The organism is Geobacillus jurassicus NBRC 107829 (assembly GCF_001544315.1).
Classification (GTDB): domain Bacteria; phylum Bacillota; class Bacilli; order Bacillales; family Anoxybacillaceae; genus Geobacillus; species Geobacillus jurassicus.
On sequence record NZ_BCQG01000099.1, the window covers coordinates 1 to 4,124 of the forward strand.

The following is a 4,124-nucleotide window of genomic DNA, read 5'->3' on the forward strand; positions in this document are numbered from 1 at the left end:
TTAGGGATGGATGAGAGCATTTACTTGTAAAGGTTATACGGAACGACTAGCGATGGTAAAAAAAGGATTGCCATCGCTTGTTGTGTTGGTCAAAAAGTTATTCTGAAAAACTAAATAAAAAATCCTTTGTTTCTACCTTGTTAGGGTGCGAAATGTGAGTTTTGAGCCAGCCCCTCTTCCTAGCGGTTGTTAATGTTGGTTTTGTGCCGATGGTTGATCGTTGCGCGTGAGAGATGTATTTGACCCATCGAGTGCTTGGTGCAATGTTTCATTGATGGAGCTGACCGATTGCTCATCCGGAATGTAATAGTATACGCCGTTGATCGTTTCATCGTATCCTTCTAGATGCAGATTTTGTACGTCCGCATTTTTCATCTTTTGATAGACATAGACGAATGACAACAGCTCGGACGGGGGAATGTTTGTGCGTACGTGATCTCCCAAATTGGCGATAACATCATCGAGCTTCGGCAGCGAAGCAATAGATGTGCTTTTGTCAATAATGGCACGGATGACTTGTTTCTGCCGTTCATTCCGCCCAAGATCGCCGCGAGGGTCCGATTTTCTCATGCGCACATAGGCGAGTGCTTCGTTGCCGTTCAACTCTTGTTCGCCTTTATGGAACGTATGCCATTTGAGCGAGCCGGTCAATTGGGCTTTGAACGTAAACGGAACGTCCACCGTGATGCCGCCGAGGGAATCGACGACTTTTTCAAATCCTTCAAAATCGGTTGTCACGTAATAGTCGATTGGAACATCGATAAGCTCATTGACGGCTTCAATCGTCGATTGAATACCTCCATGACTGTAGGAATGGGTGATTTTGTCTTTCCGACCTTCGCTCGGAATGTAAACGCGCGTGTCGCGCGGAATGCTCAACAAATACACTTTGTTCGTTTTCGGATTGACGGTCAAAAGCATGACGACGTCCGACCGTCCTTCCTCGTCGTGGTATTGGTTTTCCACTCCAACCAACAGCACGGTAAACGGATCTTTGCGCATTTCAATATCCTTCGGCGGCTCGCCCGATGGATCGAGAGCTTGATAAATTTTGCTTGACGCCTGTTTCGTCTCGGAGTAAATATTGTAGCCAAAAGCGCCGACGCCCCCGAGCAAAAGAAGAAACACAAGCAAAAATAGTCGGCGGAGCCGCTTTTTTTTCTTTCGCTTTTTCACTGTTTTTCTTGTATGATTCATCGTTTAACCCTTCTTTCTTTTACGGTTTCGTTTTAGGAAGGCGGAAGCAGCTGTTCGGCATATTCTGTTGCTCCTGATTGAATGTCGGACCTTCCGTTTGTCAATTCAGTCATCCATTCGCTGAACGAAGGCTGGCTGTCCTCAGGAACGAGAACGTCAAACGTGACGCGGTCAGCGTAATGAATATGTTTGATGCTATATATCGACGAGCGCAGCTCATTTTCCACTTTCCCAAGCCATGGATAATCGATCGTCACATGCATGATGCGCATGAGCCGACGCTCGACGATGCCGGCGGCGTTCAAGCCTTCGGCGACGGCGCGGCTGTAGGCGCGCACCAACCCGCCCGCACCGAGCTTGATGCCGCCGAAATAGCGGGTGACGACGGCAACGGTGTCTTTCAGCCCTTTTTTCTTCAGCACTTCAAGCATCGGCACGCCTGCAGTGCCGCTCGGCTCTCCGTCGTCGTTTGCCTTCTGGATTTGATCATGCTCCCCAATCAAATAGGCGGAGCAGTTGTGGGTGGCGTCCCAATGCTTCTTCTTGATCTGTTGAATAAAGGCGACGGCCTCTTCTTCCGTTTCCGCGCGGTTGACATAGCAGATAAACCGTGATTTTTCAATCACGATTTCGTGTTCACCGTATCCTTTAACCGTGTAATATTTTTGCAACAAAGCGAAACACCTCAACGATCAACATCGTGCAAACGGTTTATTTGTTCATTTTTTTGCACGAACGGCTAGCGCTCTGTTCTCAATATGGTAAACTAAAAATAAAAGAGCAATAGATAGAGCATGCTTTTATTATTATAAATCGACAACTTTTTTCCTTCAAACAAATTTTGTTGGCGCCCATGCGCATTGTTTGGCAGCGCTGCTGGAGGTTAGCAAATGGCAGAGGAAAAACGTTGGGATGTGAAGCAGTTAGATCAGATTGTCGAAAAAATGATCGACACTGTTCAACATAGCAAAGATGAAATTTTTCGCATCGGTGAGCAGTCGCGCCAAGAGCATGACCGTTTGCTTCGCGAGCTCGAGGAGGTAAAGCAGCTGACGGTGCAGACGATCAAAGAAGCGGACCGGCTCGAAATGGAGGCGCGCCGGGCGCGCCGCCGCCTGTCGGATGTGAGCCAAAACTTTTTCTCCCACTCGGAGCAAGATATTCGCAAGGCGTATGAACAGGCTCATGACTTGCATATGAAGTTGGCAATGGTGCGCGAGCGGGAGAAACAGTTGCGCCTGCGCCGCGATGAGCTCGAGCGGCGGCTGGCGGGCTTGATGCAAATCATTGAGCGCGCCGACCGCTTAGTCGGGCAGATTACCGTCGTGCTCAATTATTTAAACAACGATTTCCGCCAAGTCGGCGAACTCATTGAAGGAGCGAAGCAAAAACAGGAATTCGGTCTGAAAATCATCGAAGCCCAGGAAGAAGAGCGGCGTCGGCTGTCGCGGGAAATCCATGACGGCCCAGCGCAGCTGCTCGCCCATGTGTTGCTCCGGTCGGACCTCGTCGAAAAAGTGATCAAAGAACGGGGGACTGAAGTGGCGATCGCCGAAATTCGCGACTTCCGCAAAATGGTGCGCTCCGCTTTGTCCGAAGTGCGCCGCATCATATACGACTTGCGGCCGATGGCGCTTGATGATTTAGGACTGGTTCCGACGCTAAAAAAATATTTGCAAACGACCGAAGAATATAATAACGGAGTCCATATTTCCTTTGTACATATCGGCGAAGAAATTCGGCTGCCGTCGCGGATGGAAGCGGCCGTGTTTCGGCTTGTCCAAGAGTCGGTGCAAAATGCCTTAAAGCACGCCGAAGCGCGCCATATCGATGTCAAGATGGAAATGACGTGCCGCCATCTGCTTGTCAGCGTCAAGGACGATGGCAAAGGGTTTGATCCATCGGTGAAAAAAGAAAATGCGTTCGGCTTGATCGGGATGCGGGAGCGGGTGGAGCTGCTCGGCGGCACGCTGGCCATCCGTTCAAAGCTCGGCGGTGGAACGACCGTATTCATTCGCGTCCCGCTCGACCGTTCGACTGACGAGACGAACAAGGAGGAGAAAAAACGATGAAAACACGCATCGCCATTATCGATGATCACCAGCTGTTTCGCGAGGGCATTAAGCGCATTTTGGAATTTGAAGGCGATTTTGAAGTCGTGGCCGAAGGAAGCGACGGAAGCGAGGCGCTTTCGATCGTCGAAACATACCGCCCGGATTTGGTGCTGATGGATATCAACATGCCGGACATAAACGGTGTTGAGGCGACGAAACAGTTGATTGAAGCGTATCCTGATACGAAAGTCGTCGTGTTGTCGATCCATGACGATGAAAACTATGTCATGCGCGCTTTGCAGACCGGGGCGACGGGGTATTTGTTGAAGGAGATGGACGCTGATACGCTCATCGAAGCGGTGAGAATCGTCGCCGAAGGCGGATCGTACTTGCATCCGAAAGTGACGCACAACTTGATCCGCGAATATCGCCGCCTGACGACGGAAAGAGGCGGCGCGGCGGTCAAGCAAGAGGTGCGCCGTCCGCTTCATTTGTTGACGCGGCGCGAGTGTGAAGTGCTGCAGCTGTTGGCGGACGGCAAAAGCAACCGCGCCATCGGCGAAGCGCTTTACATTAGCGAAAAAACAGTGAAAAACCACGTCAGCAGCATCTTGCAAAAATTAAACGTCAACGACCGGACGCAGGCCGTTGTTGTGGCGATCAAAAACGGCTGGGTTGAGGTGCGCTAATGGCGATGATCCCCCTCCATTTCCACTGGCTGTTGGCATGGCGGACATTTGACGGCTGTGTTGAGGGGGATCGAGGCGGCGATGCCTCGTTTTTGGTTTGTTCGTGGGGAGGACGAGCTGTCTTGTTGTTAACGGCAAGCGACTTTGTTTTGATCTTTTGTGGTGTGCTATCCCTCATTTGGAG

5 protein-coding genes are annotated in these 4,124 nt (G+C 50.6%); 3 read left to right on the plus strand and 2 right to left on the minus strand.

What is annotated here, in order from left to right:
- Nucleotides 1–189: 189 nt before the first annotated feature.
- Nucleotides 190–1,197 carry an LCP family protein gene (locus tag GJ1_RS17100; protein WP_066235054.1) on the minus strand — a complete coding sequence of 336 codons (1,008 nt, stop codon included), beginning with the start codon at nucleotides 1,195–1,197 and terminating at the stop codon, nucleotides 190–192.
- 32 nt (nucleotides 1,198–1,229) lie between these two features.
- Complete coding sequence (locus tag GJ1_RS17105; RefSeq protein WP_066235057.1) at nucleotides 1,230–1,871, minus strand: YigZ family protein; 642 nt, start codon at nucleotides 1,869–1,871, stop codon at nucleotides 1,230–1,232.
- A gap of 216 nt (nucleotides 1,872–2,087) precedes the next feature.
- On the opposite strand from GJ1_RS17105, the gene GJ1_RS17110 reads away from it, so the two are divergent.
- From GJ1_RS17110 to GJ1_RS18885, 3 genes are all read left to right on the plus strand, one after another.
- Entirely contained in the window at nucleotides 2,088–3,269 is a 1,182-nt protein-coding gene (locus GJ1_RS17110; protein ID WP_066235060.1) for a sensor histidine kinase, read from the plus strand.
- Nucleotides 3,266–3,940: a response regulator gene (locus GJ1_RS17115; protein ID WP_066235063.1), complete on the plus strand. Its 675-nt coding sequence runs from the start codon at nucleotides 3,266–3,268 to the stop codon at nucleotides 3,938–3,940. Before GJ1_RS17110 ends, GJ1_RS17115 begins: the two co-directional genes overlap by 4 nt.
- On the plus strand, nucleotides 3,940–4,124 hold a 185-nt coding region (locus GJ1_RS18885), incomplete at its 3' end, for a hypothetical protein (protein WP_217994777.1). The genes GJ1_RS17115 and GJ1_RS18885, both read left to right, overlap by 1 nt.

What these genes read in the sequence shown, in the direction of transcription:
- GJ1_RS17110 (WP_066235060.1), top strand. Translation starts at nt 2,088, where the DNA reads ATGGCAGAGGAAAAACGTTGGGATGTGAAGCAGTTAGATCAGATTGTC.
- GJ1_RS17100 (WP_066235054.1), bottom strand. Translation starts at nt 1,197, where the DNA reads ATGAATCATACAAGAAAAACAGTGAAAAAGCGAAAGAAAAAAAAGCGG.
- GJ1_RS17115 (WP_066235063.1), top strand. Translation starts at nt 3,266, where the DNA reads ATGAAAACACGCATCGCCATTATCGATGATCACCAGCTGTTTCGCGAG.